This window comes from Mesorhizobium sp. P160187, from assembly GCF_057766425.1.
Genome location: NZ_JBYMDX010000005.1, coordinates 183,803 through 197,836, shown reverse-complemented (window position 1 = coordinate 197,836; position 14,034 = coordinate 183,803). Strand labels below are relative to the sequence as shown.

The window sequence follows — 14,034 nt, the reverse complement described above, 5'->3', positions numbered from 1 at the left end:
CGCGGCACTACCAGTTCATAGCTTCAGGCTTCGTGGGCAGCAGCGCCTTGCCTCTCGTCGCCCTCCTGAAATCTTCCGAGCTACCTTCCGCCAAGCTGTTGCGCGAGCATGTAGCCCGAGGCCGCGCCGCTGCCGGCGCCCGGCCATGTCGCGGCGCCCGTGAGGTGCAGATTGGCGACCGGCGTGTTCCAGCCGGCATAGCCGCGCGCCGGGCGAAACAAGAAGTTCTGCGCCAGATGATGGCTGCCGCAGACCTGGTCGCCACCGACGAGATTGGGGTTCTCACGCTCGAGGTCGATTGGCGAGAACACTGCACGGCCGAGGATTTTCGCGTGCAGTCCGGGTGCGTAGATCTCGATGGTGTCGAGCACGCGTTCGGCATAGACGTCCTTGACCTGATCCCAATGCGCGGGCGCGATCTTGCCGGCCGCATCGCCCAGGATTTCGGCGGGCAGCATGCGCACCTGCACCCACAGCACATGCTTGCCCTGCGGCGCGCGTGACGGATCGACCGCTGTCGGCTGGCCGACGACCAGCACCGGTTCGTCCGGCAGCATGCCCGCCATCGCCTGCTGATAGGTGCGCGACATCGCGTCGAGCGAGGGCGACAGATGCACATAGGCGAACTGCCGCAGCTCGGCCCCGGCGCGCCAGTCCGGCAGGTCGTCGAGCGCCAGATGGATCATCATCGTGCCCGGCGCGTGCCGGAACTTCTGCATAGCCGTGTCGAAGCCGGTGTCGCCGGAACCGTTGGGCAGCAACTTGCCGGTCAGCGCCCTGGGCGCGACGCCGGCAATGACCGCCTTGCTTGCCGTATGCGTCTCACCGGAGGCGAGCCGGACGCCGGTCGCCTTGCCGCCGGAAACGGTGATTTCGGCAACCTCTGCCCCGGTAACGATCTTGCCGCCCGCCGAGGTGACCATACCTGCCAGCGCCCGGATGATCGTGTCGGCGCCGCCCTTGCCCAGCACCATGCCAAAGCTCTGGTTGGCCATCGATTCCAGATAGGGGAACACGGCGCCGCCGGCGATGTCGGGTGCAAAGTCGAGATGCATGCCCCAGGTGGCGAGCGTTGCCCGCACATGCGCAGACTCGAAATTTTCCTCCAACCAGGCGCGAGGCGATGACAGCAAAAGCCGACCGGTGTCGAGCGCGCCTGAGATACCCTTCTTGCGCCACAGGTTCCAGGCGGTGCCGGCAAGCGCACGCACACTCATCGGCGAGCCCAGCAGCCGGAACAGATGCTCGGCCTCATCAGGGAATGCGGCAACGAGCTTGCGCCACGTCTCGGCATCGGCAGCGGAGAACGCGGCCATGCGCGTGGCGGTCTTTTCCAGGTCGTTGCTGACGCCGAACCAGCGTCCGTCTGGGAAGGCGCTGGCGAAACAATCGGCGACCGGCGCGAACTCCAGCCCGTGGGTTTTCAATTCATTTGCATATTTCCGGTGGAAGGCGGAGCCGGCGAACAGGCTCAGATTCATCGCACCGAAATCGTGGCGGAAGCCGGGAAGCGTATATTCGTGTGTCTGGACGGCGCCGCCGATTGCTGCACTGCGCTCGAAAATCCCGGTTTTCCAGCCCTTGAGTGCCAGATGCGCAGCGCATGCCAGACTGTTGTGGCCCGCCCCGACAAAGATGGCGTCGAACTCGCTCACGCCCCGTTCCCATTTCCTTTATGCTTAAAGATAATTGCAGATGCATATGTTTTCGTCTAGTAGGATATTAAGGGCCGAGACGAGCCTTGATCATCACCGACAAGAGGGAACTTCAGACCATGGACACGCAAAAACTCCTCGGCGAAGTCGCCGGCCAGCTGCTTTCAGGCGCCATCAGGGTGGTCGACCTCTCTGCGCAACTCGGACCCGACACGCCTCTTATCAAGCTGCCGCCGGAGCTTGCCGTCGACACGCCAAAGGTCGAGATCCATAACATCTCCCGTTATGACAAGAACGGCCCGTGGTGGGCATGGAACTGGCTGAAGCTTGGGGAGCATTCGGGCACGCATTTCGATGCGCCGCAGCATTGGATCAGCGGCAAGGATTATCCGGACGGCGCCACCGACACCATTCCGGCGCAGAACTTCGTCGGCCCGGTCAATGTCATCGACTGCTCGAAGGAAGCCGCCGCCGATCACGATTTCCTGCTCACCGTCGACCACATCAAGGCGTGGGAAGCCAAGCATGGCGCCATCAATGCCGGGGAGTGGGTGGTGATGCGCACCGACTGGTATAAGCGCAATGGCTCGGAAGCCGAATTCCTCAACGCCAACGAAACCGGCCCACATACGCCAGGTCCGACAGCCGAAGCCATCCAGTTCCTGATCAGCAAGGATATCAAGGGCTGGGGCTCAGAGACGATCGGCACCGATGCCGGCAAGGCCGGCGGCATGGAGCCGCCATTTCCGGCCCACACGCTGATGCACAAGGCCAACCGCTATGGCCTCGCCAGCCTCTGCAATCTCGACCAGTTGCCTCCGAAGGGCGCCATCCTGATCGCCGCACCGCTCAAGATCGAACATGGCACCGGCAGCCCTATCCGCGCGCTGGCGCTGGTGTCGAAAGGCTGAGAAAGCACGCTGAGGTGAGCCAGCCGGATCACATCATCGTCGGCAGCGGCATCAACGCGCTGGTCTGCGCGGCGATGCTCGGCGGCAAGGGCGCGAAGGTGCTCGTCCTCGAGCGCAACGACCGCATCGGCGGCTGCATGCGTACCGAGGAGATCACCGCGCCCGGCTTCATCCATGACGTGATGGCGACCACCTTCGTGCTGTTCATCACCTCGCCGGCCTTTGCGGCATTGGGCAGCGACCTCGCGCGGCACGGGCTGGAGTTCTGTCACACCGGCACGCCAACCGGCGTGCTGCGGCCGGACGGCAGCCATGCCGTGCTCACCACCGACCGCGCCGCCAACGTCGCTGCAATCAATGCGATCGCCCCCGGCGATGGCGACCGGCACGCCGACGATGTCGGCAGCATCGAGCGCAATGCCGGCCTGCTGTTCGGCCTGCTCGGCGGCAGCCTGTGGTCCTATCCGACGGCGAAACTGCTGGCCGGCGATGCCTGGCGGCGCAGCCCGCGTGGCCTTGCCGCTTTTCTGGGTGAGGCACTGGTGCCGGCGCGCAGCTGGCTGGAAAGCACCTATCGGTCCGAGACAATCCGCGCGCTGTGGGCGCCCTGGGTGCTGCACGCCGGGCTCGGACCGGAAGACGCCTTCTCAGGGCAGATCGCCAAGGTCATTGCCTTCGCGCTGGAAGCGGCCGGGGCGCCGATCGTCAAGGGTGGGGCGAAGACCCTGCTCACTGCCTTCGAAGCCCTGATACGGGAACGCGGCGGCGAAATCCGCACCGGCGCCGATGTCGCCTCGATCGTCCAGAGCGGTGGCCGCGCGACCGGCGTGCGGCTGGCATCCGGCGAAACGATTACAGCAAACAAGAGCGTCATCTGCTCGGTCACGCCGACGCAGCTTTACGGCCGGCTGGTCGGCACGGATGCTCCCAAAGCCGAGGTCGAGGCGACACAGAAATATCGCTACGGCAAAGGCAATTTCCAGATCCACTATGCGCTGGCCAAGCCGCCGGCATGGCGCGGCGAAGGCCTCGACAAGGTGGCGCTGCTGCACCTGACGCCGGGGCTCGATGGCGTCTCGAAAGCCTGCAACGAGGCGGCGCGCGGGATGCTGCCGGAAGTGCCGACCATCTGCGTCGGCCAGCCGCATGCGCTCGATCCATCGCGCTGCCCGGAAGGCAAGGCGATCCTGTGGCTGCAACTGCCCGAGGCGCCCCGGCACATCAAGGGTGATGCCGCCGGCAAGCTGCAGACGCCGGCTGACGGACAATGGACCGAGGCGCTGCGTGAAGCCTACGCCGACCGCGTCGAAACCATTCTCGCCAGCCACATCGATGGCTTCAAGGGCAGCGTGATTGCGCGCCGCGCCTATTCGCCGGCCGATCTCGAAGCGATGAACATCAACCTGGTTGGCGGCGACCCCTATGGCGGCTCGTCGACTATCGACCAGTCGTTCCTGTGGCGGCCGTTCAAGACCAGCCGCAACCATCAGACCGGGATCAAAAACCTCTATCACATCGGCGCTTCCACCCATCCGGGCGCAGGCCTCGGCGGCGGTTCCGGCTTTCTCCTGGCGGGGAGGCTGTGATGGAGCAGAAGGTGGCGGAAGGGCGCCAGCGCATTTCGACCCTCGGCCAGATCGGCCTGCAGCAATTCGCGCCCTATCTGATGAACCGCATCATGGGCCGCTACAACGCCACCTTGCGCGACGATTTCCGCAAGCAGGGCCTGACTATTCCGCAGGTCCGCACGCTGGCCGTGCTGTCGGTCACCGACGGCGTCACCGTCAACGACCTCTCGGTCTACACCGTCATAGAGCAGTCGACCTTGAGCCGCACGCTCGACACGCTGGAGGGACAAGGCTTTGTGCGACGCGAGCAAGGCGTCACCGACAGCCGCATCCGCCATGTCTTCCTCACCGATGAGGGCCGCGCAGAGTTCACCCGCGCCTGGCCGGCTATGCATGACGCCTTCGAGGCAATGTTCGACGATATTGACGATGCCGAATATGCAGCACTGATCGCGACGCTCTTGAAGATGCTCAAGAACATTCGCAAGCACGAAATCTAGACGTACGCGCTGCCAAGTTTCGCCGGCAACGGAAGGTTGGAAAAATGGCCGAACGCTCTTTTGCCTCGGAAGTCGAAAAACTCAGGCTCGGCGCCGGCGAGGAATTTGCGGGCGAAGGCATTCTCGCCATCACCAAGGCGCTGCTGCAATGCGGCGTCGGCTATGTCGGCGGATACCAGGGCGCGCCGATCAGCCATCTGATGGACGTGCTGGCCGACGCACAGGAGATTCTGGGCGAACTCGGGGTGCATTTCGAGGCGAGCGCCTCGGAAGCCACCGCCACCGCCATGCTGGCGGCCTCGGTGCATTACCCCATTCGCGGTGCGGCGACCTTCAAGTCGACCGTCGGCACCAATGTCGCGTCCGACGCACTGGCCAACCTCGCCTCCGGCGGCGTCACCGGCGGCGCGCTGATCATCGTCGGCGAAGACTATGGCGAAGGCTCCTCGATCATGCAGGAGCGCAGCCATGCCTTCGCCATGAAGAGCCAGGTCTGGCTACTCGACCCGCGCCCCAATTTGCCGTCGATCGTCAAGGCGGTGGAGGATGGTTTCGAGCTGTCCGAGGCATCCAACACGCCGGTGATGCTGCAGGTGCGCATCCGCTGCTGCCATGTGCATGGCCATTTCATCGCCAAGGACAACAAGCGCCCGCCGATGACGGTGGCCGATGCGCTCGACGCGCCGCGCCGCGACACCGGCCGCATCGTGTTGCCGCCCGCCTCCTTCCTGCACGAGAAGGAGAAGGTGCAGAAGCGCTGGCCGGCGGCGGTGGAGTTCATCGCCAAGAACAAGATCAACGAATTCTTCGGTTCGGACCATGGCTCGGTCGGCATCGTCATGCAGGGCGGCATGTACAATTCGGTCATCCGCGCCTTGCAGCGGCTCGGCCTTGCCGACACCTATGGCGAGACGGATGTGCCGCTCTACGTTCTCAACGCCGTCTATCCCCTGATCGATGACGAGTTCCTCACCTTCTGCGAAGGCAAGCAGGCGGTGCTCGTGGTCGAGGAGGGCCAGCCCAACTACATCGAGCAGGCCTTTGCCGCCATGCTGCACAAGGCCGGGCGCGGCACCAGGCTGGTCGGCAAGGAGTATCTGCCGATGGCCGGCGAATATACCGGCCAGGTCATGCTGGACGGCATCGGCGCCTTCCTGCGCGCCGAGGCCCCGCATCTCTTGCCGGGTGAGGTGCGCGCGCCCAACAAGGTCGGCGACGGCGTTGACGCCGCGGACCTGATCAACGTCGTGCCGGGACGTCCGCCAGGCTTCTGCATCGGTTGCCCGGAGCGGCCGATTTTTGCCGCGACAAAGCTGGTCGAGCAGGAACTCGGGAACCACCACATCGCATCCGACATCGGCTGCCATTTGTTCTCGATCATGCCGCCTTTCGAGCTCGGCGCCACCACCATGGGCTACGGGCTGGGGCCGGCATCGGCATCGGCGTTCAATTCGCCCGACGCCAAACGGCGGTCGATCTCTTTCGTCGGCGATGGCGGCTTCTGGCACAATGGCCTGACCTCCTCGATCGGCAACGCGGTCTTCAACAAGAACGACGGCGTCATCGTCATCGTCGACAATTTTTACTCCGCCGCCACCGGTGGGCAGGACATCCTGTCGTCGCGTGCGGGCAACAAGACCAAGTCGACCAAGCATCCGATCACCGAGGCGGTGAAGGGCATGGGCGTCAAATGGCTGCGCCATGTCGACCGCACCTATGACATCACCAAGATGCAGGACACGTTACGTGAGGCGCTGACGACGGACGAAAAGGGTCCCAAGGTCATCGTTGCCTCGTCTGAATGCATGCTCAATCGCCAGCGCCGCGAAAAGCCGCTGGTCGACAAGGCGATCAAGGGTGGGACTCGCGTCGTCAAGCCGAAGTTCGGCGTCGATGAGGATATCTGCACCGGCGACCACGCCTGCATGCGGCTGTCCGGCTGCCCGTCCCTGTCGGTGAAATCGCTCGACGATCCCTTGCGTGACGATCCGGTGGCATCGATCGACCAGAGCTGCGTCGGCTGCGGCAATTGCGGCGAGGTGGCGGACGCCGCCGTGCTGTGCCCATCCTTCTACCGCGCCGATGTCGTGCACAATCCGGGCCGCTGGGACCGCTTCCTGGAAAGCGCTCGCCGCGCCGTGATCGGCCTGATGCAGCGCCGCCGCGAGAGCCGTAGGTTGACGTTCGCCGATGCTTGACCAGGCTTCGCCCTTGCGCCCGAAATCCGGTGCCACCGATACCGAGCCGGTGATCAAACTCGCTTTGCTCGCGGTCGGCGGCCAGGGCGGAGGCGTGCTCGCCGACTGGATCACCGATGTCGCCGAGCGCAATTCCTATGTCGCGCAATCGACCTCGGTCGCCGGCGTCGCCCAGCGCACCGGCGCTACGATCTATTACGTCGAGATGGCCCGCGACACCGGCCGGCTGCCGGTCTTTGCCCTTTCGCCTTCGCAAGGCGATGTCGACATATTGATCGCCGCCGAGCTGATGGAAGCCGGCCGCGCCATCATCAGGGGCTTCGTCACGCCCGATCGCACCACGCTGATCACCTCCTCGCACCGTATCGCCGCGGTGTCGGAAAAGATCGAGCCGGGTGACGGCCGGGCCTCGTCTTCCAAGGTACGTGCGACGGCGGAAGCTGCATCGAAACGCTTCATCGCCTTCGACATGGAAAAGATCGCCGCGGACAATGGCTCAATGATCTCGGCCAGTCTGCTTGGCGCGCTGGCCGGCTCCGACGCATTGCCGTTCACGCGTGAAAGCTATGAGCAAGCGATCGGCGCCGGCGGCCGAGGCGCGAAAGCCAGCCTCGCTGCCTTCGCCGTCGCCTACGACCGCGCGCGCGGTACGACGGCCCCCGCGCCACAGCCGGCAGAACCGGCCACGGTCGACCCCGCTCCGGGTGCAGGGCGCGTGAGCGGTCCGCAGAACCTGCTGCAGGGTTGGCAGGCGCTGGCCGCCCGCATCGACCTGATGCCCGCGGCGGTGCGCGACATGGCGCTTCGGGGCCTGAGAAAGGTCGTCGACTACCAGGACATCGCCTATGGCCGCGACTATCTCGACCGGTTGGACAAGGCCGTTGCGCTTGATGATCCCGGCCATGCCCATGCATTGTCCATCGCTGCCGCCAAGCATCTGGCCAACGCCCTGTGCTATGACGACATGATCCGCGTCGCCGATCTCAAGACTCGCTCGACCCGCGCCCAGCGCGTGCGCCGCGAGGTCGGCGTCAAGAACGGCTCCATCCTGCAGGTGACCGAGTATTTCCATCCGCGCATCGAGGAGTTCTGCGGCACCTTGCCGGCGGGGCTGGGCAACTACATTGAGAGCCGGCCGAAACTCGCTGCTTTCCTTGATCGTCGCATCAACCATGGCCGGCGCATTCGCACCGACAGCTTTGCCGGCTTTGCGGTCCTCTGGTTCATCGGCGGCCTGCGCCGCTGGCGACGGCGCCTGTTGCGCCACAAGGTCGAGACGGCGCATCTGGAGCGGTGGTATGCATTGGCAATTGGATATGTGCCCCAGGATTACGCGCTCGCCGTCGAAATCCTGAACTGCCGCCGGCTGATCAAGGGCTACAGCGACACCCACGTCCGCGCCCAGTCCAAATTCGATCGCGTGCTGTCGGCGCTCGATCTGGTCAAGGGCCGCGATGACGCTGCCGACTGGATCAGACGGTTGCGCGAAGCTGCGCTGAAAGACGAGAAAGGCGACATGCTCGATGGCGCGCTGAAGACGGTGGCATCGTTGTCTGATCATGGTGTGGGAAGAGGTCGAGCTTAGGCTGGTACCTCTACGCTACTGCCGCCGTTTCCTACTCCCACTGGATTCGCGGATTGAACACGCCGCTTCAGGCGATCGCAGCTCGGCTTCCACCCGGATGCGGGAAGCGTTGCCGGCGGACCTGCCGGGCGTCAGTCGCGCGATATGGACAGCCCCGAGAGAAGCGGAGCGTACGCGGCGAGCCTGCGGGATACGAACTCCGTGAAGAGCCGCACCCGCTTCGTCTTGCGTGTCTCGCCTTGCGTGAGAAGCCACAGTGTCCCATGCATGGGCACGTCGATCCCCGGCACCCTCACCAGCAGGGGGTCGGCATCTCCGACGAAGCACGGCAGTTTCGTTATCCCAATCCCCTGGTGCGCCGCGATGATCTGCGTCTCGGCGTCAGGTGTCCTGAACGGTACTCCCGTGACGTGAACTTCTCCCTCGCGCGCCCAGTCCGGAATTCCATGATTGTCTATGCCTATCCACCGGATGGGATCAGGCGTGCCCGCACGCCACGCGGCTAGTCGATCGCGAGACATGTAGACGCCGCTGAACAGCTCCGGTCCCTTCAGGCCGTGAAGATTGAGCGGCAGGGTCTTGCGGTCGGCGACAATGCGGATCGCGACGTCGGCCTCTCGGTTGGTCAGATTTGCCAGCTCACCGGACGACAAGATTTCCATCTCGATGTCGCGATGCAAACGCGCGAAGTCGGCGAGATCCGGCATGAGCAGGTGTGTGGCGAGGAACGGTGGAAGCGTCACCCGCAAAAGCCCGCGCGCGCTCTGGTCACGACCGAAGACTCGCGTCTCCAGCTGGTGCGACGACGCTTCCATCTGGGTCGCGAGATCGAGGACCTCTTCGCCCGCAGCCGTCAGGCGGTAGCCGGAAGGCAGCTTTTCGAACATCTGCGCCCCGAGGCGTTCCTCGAGCTGAGCGATGCGTCGCAGCACGGTCGAGTGGTTCACACCGAGGTGTGCGGCGGCGGCACGCACCGAGCCTACGCGCGCGGCAGCAAGAAAGTAGCGAACGTCATCCCAGTCGATCATGGTGCATTCCTGCGCAGCGAAGTGCGGCTTGCAAAAGCCCATACTAACACGATCAGCCGTAAGTTCGTGCGGTCATCGTGGCGTTCAATCATCTACTGGATCGTTTTCGCACCAGCGATGTGCGCGATTGCGCACTCACCGCCCGACTTCGGCGAACCCATCTTGAGGCTCTCGCGGGACTTTCCCGTACAGCCAAAGACACGAGACGGCGAAACGAAGGATGCATGACATGAACAGACTGAATGGAAAGACCGCTGTGATAACCGGCGGCGCTACGGGCATCGGCCGCGCCGCAGCCAAGCGCTTTATCGAGGAGGGCGCCTTCGTCTTCATCTTCGGCCGCCGGCAGGAAGCGCTCGACGCCGCCGTGGCTGACCTTGGGCCTAATGCCCGCGCGGTTATGGGCTCGGTCTCGGATGAGGCCGACCTCGACCGACTCTACGCTGCGGTGAAGGCCGAGCGCGGAAGCCTCGACATCGTCTTCGCCAATGCCGGGGCGGGAAGCCCGCTTCCGCTCGGCCAGATCACCGCCAGGCACATTGACGAAACCTTCGACACCAATGTGAAGGGTACGATCTTCACGGTCCAGAAGGCGCTGCCGCTGATGAGCCAGGGCGGTTCGATCATCCTGACCGGGTCGAGCGCCGGCACCACGGGCGCTCCGGGGTTCACTGCCTATAGCGCGAGCAAGGCGGCAGTGCGCAACCTGGCGCGGACCTGGGCGGAAGACCTGAAGGGCACCGGCATCCGCGTAAACGTGCTGTCGCCCGGAGCGACGGCGACCGAACTCGCGAAGGAGGCGTTAGGCGAGGAAGGCCAGAAGGCCTACGGCGCGATGACCCCGCTCCAGCGCATGGCCGATCCGGCGGAGATCGGGGCCGTGGCCGCCTTTCTCGCGTCGCCGGACAGCAGCTTCATGACCGCCAGCGAGGTCGCCGTCGACGGCGGCCTGGCTCAACTCTGACCCCCAGCGCGGTCCGTACCTGGCCCGTGCGCAACGAAAGACAAAGAATTATGAAAAAACTCGAAGGCAAGATCGCAGTCATCACGGGCGGAAGCAGCGGGATCGGATTGGCCACAGCCAAGCGCTTCGTAGAAGAAGGAGCGCGCGTCGTGATTACCGGGCGAAGAGAGAAAGAGCTGAACGAGGCCGCAGCCTTCATCATGAAAAGCGTTACGACGGTCGTGGGTGACGTGTCGCTCCTGGAAGATCTGGATCGCCTCTATGCCGTCGTAGATCCCAATGGGTTGCAGGGGCAAACCACGGAAATCGCTGCTGCCGTCACGTTCCTCGCCTCCGATGAAAGTTCTTTCGTCACCGGCGTGGATCTCGCCGTCGACGGAGGCATGGCGCAAGTCTGACCCCGGCATTAGCACCAGATCGGAGAAGTACTATGAACTATGCAATCGTAGGATTCGGCAATATCGGACGGGCCCTTGCCAAGGCGTTTGCCCGAAACGGCATCGAAGTTTCCGTTGCAACCACACGCGACCCGGAAAGCTTTGCCGCCGATGCGGCCGCGATCGGACCCACCATCATCCCCAAAAAACTGGCGGAAGCCATCAAGGCGGACATCATCTTTTTGGCTGTCCGCTTCGAGGCGCACCCGAATGTTGCTAAGGCGCTCCCCACCTGGCAGGGGAAGACGATCATCGATGTGACCAATGCCTATGGCGTGCCCCCTGAGGAACTGGGAGGACAACCTTCTTCCAAGTTCATCGCGCAGGCCTTCTCTGGCGCAAAACTGGTCAAGGGCTTCAACCATCTGGTCGCCCCGGTGCTTGATCAGGATCCGGCCGTACATGGTGGCCGGAGGGTCGTGTTCTTGGCAAGCGACGATGATGCTGCCGCAACACAGACTGGGGAGCTTGCGGAAAATCTCGGTTTCGCGCCGATCAAGCTTGGCGGGGTGTCGGAAGGTGGCCTGCTGGTCCAGGCGCGCGGAGACAGCTGGGGTCATCTGATCTTCAAGGACTTGGTCAAATTCGACTGACGAGCGCGACGTCCCCACCGGCAAAGAAACCACGCACTCGATCGGAACTCGGATCGGATCAAGCGCGATCCGATCCGAGCAAAATGGAGAAATCACTATGAGCACGGAGAAGAATATCCACTCCTAAGGAGATTTCGATGTACGACCAATCCAAGGTATCCGAGTTAATCCGGTTCGCACGAATTGAGGCGGGCTCCACCGTGATCGACGTTTACCCTGGCGACGGAGACTGGACGCGCCTCTTCTCCGACATCGTCGGATCAGAGGGGCGGGTCTACAGCTTCGTGCCGGCCGAAGTCGCCCACTTCAAGAACGATCCGGTCGGCCTCATGCGGACGCTCGCGAAGGAGCCGAGCCGAGAGAACGTCGAAGCCGCCTCGGCGGATCTCGTCGCGATGCCGAAGGTCACGCCGCCAGCCGATGTCCTATGGCTGCACCTGTTTTACCACGATCTTCACACCGCCCTGGTCCAGAAGAAGGGTGCGACGGCGGCCGACTTCAATCGAGCTGTCTACAAGCGGCTGAAACCCGGTGGGTCCTACGTTATCGTCGACCACGCCGCCGCCACTGGGTCGGGCACGAGCGACACCCGGTCGCTGCATCGGATCGACCCTGCATTCGTCCGCGAGGAGGTGGAGGCGGCCGGCTTCGTACTGGACGCGGAAAGCACCGTGCTCGCGAACAAGGATGACCCGCACTCGATCAAGGTGTTCGATCCCGCGATCAAGGGCGAGACCGATCGCTTCGCGTTTCGGTTCGTGAAGCCCTGACAGCTCCCGGGCGCCGACTTCATGTCGACCTCCCATTGAGTCCATCAACTCGGGTTCGCACCCGTCAAGCTGGGAAAGCTCAACGAGGATGGCGCGCTGGTGCACGCACGCGATGCGGCAGCGCCTTGAAGGCGTCCGAGGTGATGATGGCACAAGGTTCTGGAGCACACCTGCCGCAGGTTCCTGATCTGAACTTGATGAAATGACGGAAGTCGCCGCGCCGTTGAGGGAGCCGGCGCATCCCCTCAGGGATGCGCCGGGACAAACGGTTCAAGAATGGTGGATTTCCGTTCCCAGCACCTTCAGGCATTCACGGATGAACGCCGCAAGCGCGGTCCAGCCTTTGGCTGAAACCATGGTCCCATCGACATAGGCGTCGGTGGGAGACAAATCGATATAAGTGCCGCCGGCAAGCGTCACCTCCGGCTCGCAAGCGGCGAGCGCCGCCACCTTCTTGCCGCGCACGACGCCGTCGACCGCGATCAGAATCTGGACGCCATGGCAGATCGTGAAGATCGGCTTTTTCGCCTCGTGGAAATGGCGCACCATTGCCTGTATCCGCTTGTCGGTGCGGATGTATTCGGGGCCACGACCGCCGGCGCAATAGACAGCGTCGTACTGGCTCAGCTGCTTCTCGGCGTCGGCAAAGGTCTTGTTGATCAGCGCGTTGTGGCCGGGCTTTTCGGTGTAGGTCTGATCGCCCTCGAAATCGTGCAGCGATGTCTTGATCATGTCTCCGGCGCTTTTGTCGGGGCACACGACATGAACGGTGTGTCCCACCGCTTCCATCGCCTGCTGATAGACGAAGATTTCATACTCCTCGGTGAAATCACCGGTCAGCATCAGGATTTTTTTGGCTGGCATGTCTTTTCCTCTCGGCTTGTTTCAGGGGCGAGGTGCACTGCGCCTCCTTCCCGGTATCGAAATCGGCTCAGAACGGGGAGTAGAATTCGTAGGCGGCAGGCTGGGCGAACAGCGGCGCGCCGCGCTTGAGGGTGCCTCGGGCAAGCAACATCGCAAGGCTACTCGAACGCAGGCAGGAGCCTGTCCCGCGAATTTTCGATGTGCGCACGCATGGCTTTTTCGGCGGCGTCCGGATCGCCCGCGGCGAAGGCAGCGAGAATAGCCTCGTGCTCGTCGAGCGCCTCTTCGGTCACCCTGGAGTGATACATCAGGCGGAAGATATGGAAGTGGGTATGCTGGTGATTCAGCGTCTCGCGAATGAGTTCGTTCTGGGCGAACTCGACGATCTTGTCGTGGAAGATCGCGTCCTGACGGGCGAAGTTCGAATAGCGCAGGCGTTCGTCCTTGCCGACCCGCCGAGCCATGACGCCGGCCGCCTCCTGCAGCGCGGCAAGGCGCTCGCCGTCCATTGTTGCGGTGGCTTTGGCCGCGGCGGCAGGTTCAAGCAATAGACGCAGCTCGTAAAGCTCGTCGAAGCGCCGGCGGGTGATTTGCGGGGCGGCGCGATAGCCGATCAGGTGGGTTTTCAGAACCAGCCCTTCCCCCTCCAGCCTGCCAAGCGCTTCACGAATGGGGGTATGCGAGACGTTGAATTCCTTGACGAGATTGTCGACGGTGATGCGCGATCCCGGAGCAATCCTCAAAGACATGAGCTGCGCGAAGATTGCTTCGTAAACGTCGCCAGCCAGACTGTTGGCGCGCTGAATACGACCGGTCGCACGGGCTTCATTGTCAACCGTCAGGTCCGTGTTCTGCATCGTTTGCCTCTTGACAGAACCACCCACTAACATGATGCTCCGCGAAACTCAATCATATATCCTATACGATTTTATGAGGATATCGCATGATCATGACCTGCAGC

General features: G+C 63.4%; 13 protein-coding genes and 1 pseudogene. 10 read left to right on the top strand and 4 right to left on the bottom strand.

The annotated features are described in order from the left end of the window. Positions 1 to 80: 80 nt before the first annotated feature. The gene (locus AC3CCE_RS25700; RefSeq protein ID WP_352625437.1) at positions 81 to 1,655 is read right to left on the bottom strand and encodes a phytoene desaturase family protein; all 1,575 of its coding nucleotides are present in this window, start codon (positions 1,653 to 1,655) and stop codon (positions 81 to 83) included. Positions 1,656 to 1,774: 119 nt separating this feature from the next. Between AC3CCE_RS25700 and AC3CCE_RS25695 the strand changes: the two genes are divergently transcribed. From AC3CCE_RS25695 to AC3CCE_RS25675, 5 genes are read left to right on the top strand one after another with little or no spacing between them, the layout of a single operon-like run. After that, positions 1,775 to 2,566, top strand: coding sequence for a cyclase family protein (locus tag AC3CCE_RS25695; protein WP_023686911.1), 792 nt, complete (start codon positions 1,775 to 1,777; stop codon positions 2,564 to 2,566). A gap of 14 nt (positions 2,567 to 2,580) precedes the next feature. Next, a complete protein-coding gene (locus AC3CCE_RS25690) occupies positions 2,581 to 4,152 on the top strand; it encodes a phytoene desaturase family protein (protein ID WP_352511442.1) in 1,572 nt (523 codons plus the stop codon). Further along, positions 4,152 to 4,634 (top strand): MarR family winged helix-turn-helix transcriptional regulator, encoded by a 483-nt coding sequence (locus AC3CCE_RS25685; protein WP_352511440.1) that lies wholly within the window; start codon positions 4,152 to 4,154, stop codon positions 4,632 to 4,634. Before AC3CCE_RS25690 ends, AC3CCE_RS25685 begins: the two co-directional genes overlap by 1 nt. 44 nt (positions 4,635 to 4,678) lie before the next feature. Further along, positions 4,679 to 6,832, top strand: coding sequence for a thiamine pyrophosphate-dependent enzyme (locus tag AC3CCE_RS25680; protein WP_352625434.1), 2,154 nt, complete (start codon positions 4,679 to 4,681; stop codon positions 6,830 to 6,832). Next, on the top strand, positions 6,825 to 8,417 hold the full coding sequence (locus AC3CCE_RS25675; RefSeq protein ID WP_023692298.1) for an indolepyruvate oxidoreductase subunit beta family protein: 1,593 nt from the start codon (positions 6,825 to 6,827) through the stop codon (positions 8,415 to 8,417). Before AC3CCE_RS25680 ends, AC3CCE_RS25675 begins: the two co-directional genes overlap by 8 nt. A gap of 131 nt (positions 8,418 to 8,548) precedes the next feature. Here the strand turns inward: AC3CCE_RS25675 and AC3CCE_RS25670 are convergent, their stop codons facing one another. After that, positions 8,549 to 9,445 (bottom strand): LysR family transcriptional regulator, encoded by an 897-nt coding sequence (locus AC3CCE_RS25670; RefSeq protein ID WP_023667788.1) that lies wholly within the window; start codon positions 9,443 to 9,445, stop codon positions 8,549 to 8,551. 229 nt (positions 9,446 to 9,674) lie between these two features. Between AC3CCE_RS25670 and AC3CCE_RS25665 the strand changes: the two genes are divergently transcribed. The 5 genes and pseudogenes from AC3CCE_RS25665 (at position 9,675) to AC3CCE_RS25645 (ending at position 12,209) form a co-directional block, all read left to right on the top strand. Beyond that, positions 9,675 to 10,409, top strand: coding sequence for an SDR family NAD(P)-dependent oxidoreductase (locus tag AC3CCE_RS25665; RefSeq protein WP_023699875.1), 735 nt, complete (start codon positions 9,675 to 9,677; stop codon positions 10,407 to 10,409). Between the two features lie 50 nt (positions 10,410 to 10,459). Further along, positions 10,460 to 10,681 (top strand): annotated as a pseudogene (locus tag AC3CCE_RS25660) (SDR family NAD(P)-dependent oxidoreductase); the annotation flags it as partial. 12 nt (positions 10,682 to 10,693) lie between these two features. Continuing rightward, on the top strand, positions 10,694 to 10,807 hold the full coding sequence (locus tag AC3CCE_RS25655) for an SDR family oxidoreductase (protein WP_488377245.1): 114 nt from the start codon (positions 10,694 to 10,696) through the stop codon (positions 10,805 to 10,807). A 32-nt stretch (positions 10,808 to 10,839) separates the two neighbouring features. Beyond that, complete coding sequence (locus tag AC3CCE_RS25650) at positions 10,840 to 11,439, top strand: NADPH-dependent F420 reductase (RefSeq protein ID WP_023695174.1); 600 nt, start codon at positions 10,840 to 10,842, stop codon at positions 11,437 to 11,439. A 137-nt stretch (positions 11,440 to 11,576) separates the two neighbouring features. Then, positions 11,577 to 12,209: a class I SAM-dependent methyltransferase gene (locus tag AC3CCE_RS25645; RefSeq protein ID WP_352625431.1), complete on the top strand. Its 633-nt coding sequence runs from the start codon at positions 11,577 to 11,579 to the stop codon at positions 12,207 to 12,209. Between the two features lie 270 nt (positions 12,210 to 12,479). On the opposite strand, the gene AC3CCE_RS25640 is transcribed toward AC3CCE_RS25645, so the two are convergent. Next, complete coding sequence (locus tag AC3CCE_RS25640) at positions 12,480 to 13,073, bottom strand: DJ-1/PfpI family protein (RefSeq protein ID WP_023667783.1); 594 nt, start codon at positions 13,071 to 13,073, stop codon at positions 12,480 to 12,482. Between the two features lie 158 nt (positions 13,074 to 13,231). Continuing rightward, complete coding sequence (locus AC3CCE_RS25635) at positions 13,232 to 13,930, bottom strand: GntR family transcriptional regulator (RefSeq protein ID WP_023667782.1); 699 nt, start codon at positions 13,928 to 13,930, stop codon at positions 13,232 to 13,234. Positions 13,931 to 14,034 lie beyond the last annotated feature (104 nt).

What these genes read in the sequence shown, in the direction of transcription:
- AC3CCE_RS25675 (WP_023692298.1), top strand. Translation starts at nt 6,825, where the DNA reads ATGCTTGACCAGGCTTCGCCCTTGCGCCCGAAATCCGGTGCCACCGAT.
- AC3CCE_RS25695 (WP_023686911.1), top strand. Translation starts at nt 1,775, where the DNA reads ATGGACACGCAAAAACTCCTCGGCGAAGTCGCCGGCCAGCTGCTTTCA.
- AC3CCE_RS25665 (WP_023699875.1), top strand. Translation starts at nt 9,675, where the DNA reads ATGAACAGACTGAATGGAAAGACCGCTGTGATAACCGGCGGCGCTACG.
- AC3CCE_RS25635 (WP_023667782.1), bottom strand. Translation starts at nt 13,930, where the DNA reads ATGCAGAACACGGACCTGACGGTTGACAATGAAGCCCGTGCGACCGGT.
- AC3CCE_RS25645 (WP_352625431.1), top strand. Translation starts at nt 11,577, where the DNA reads ATGTACGACCAATCCAAGGTATCCGAGTTAATCCGGTTCGCACGAATT.
- AC3CCE_RS25640 (WP_023667783.1), bottom strand. Translation starts at nt 13,073, where the DNA reads ATGCCAGCCAAAAAAATCCTGATGCTGACCGGTGATTTCACCGAGGAG.
- AC3CCE_RS25685 (WP_352511440.1), top strand. Translation starts at nt 4,152, where the DNA reads ATGGAGCAGAAGGTGGCGGAAGGGCGCCAGCGCATTTCGACCCTCGGC.
- AC3CCE_RS25650 (WP_023695174.1), top strand. Translation starts at nt 10,840, where the DNA reads ATGAACTATGCAATCGTAGGATTCGGCAATATCGGACGGGCCCTTGCC.
- AC3CCE_RS25670 (WP_023667788.1), bottom strand. Translation starts at nt 9,445, where the DNA reads ATGATCGACTGGGATGACGTTCGCTACTTTCTTGCTGCCGCGCGCGTA.
- AC3CCE_RS25680 (WP_352625434.1), top strand. Translation starts at nt 4,679, where the DNA reads ATGGCCGAACGCTCTTTTGCCTCGGAAGTCGAAAAACTCAGGCTCGGC.